General features: G+C 34.3%; 1 protein-coding gene. It reads right to left on the bottom strand.

The annotated features are described in order from the left end of the window. Nucleotides 1-197 precede the first annotated feature (197 nt). A partial coding sequence (locus ACLWS4_RS37495) for a hypothetical protein (protein ID WP_416876501.1) occupies nt 198-435 on the bottom strand: 238 nt, incomplete at its 5' end.

Raw genomic sequence — 435 nt, 5'->3', positions numbered from 1 at the left:
TACATCTACTATTCTACCAATCATTTGTGGTATAATAAGTTCAGCTAACGCTCCAAGGACACTACAAAAAACTCCCAATATTAACAAGCCCTTATGTGGCAGACAGATTCTAAAAAGCTTTTTAAAATCACTTGCTTCTGATACATTAGTGTTCATTGTAATCGCATCCTGACATACCTAGTAGAATTTGCATGACTTTAATACTCCAAATTTTTAAAAGTGTGATTGGCAAATCCGTAAATAATTAAGGCATAAGCCAAAGACATAAATATCATAACAGACAAAGCCGTACCAAAGCCCATCTGTGTAACTAAGTTCGAATATCCATTAGGCAAGAAATATCTTAAGCCCTTTAAACTAGGCGCAATAAAAGTGACAAGCGCAAAAATAATGCCAATCAACATCGTAAAGCCATTACTTAGTTTAATCGAACTA

Origin of the sequence: Kitasatospora sp. SC0581, assembly GCF_048159585.1 — a bacterium.
Taxonomy (GTDB): domain Bacteria; phylum Actinomycetota; class Actinomycetes; order Streptomycetales; family Streptomycetaceae; genus Kitasatospora.
This window is presented reverse-complemented; position numbering and strand designations above follow the sequence as displayed.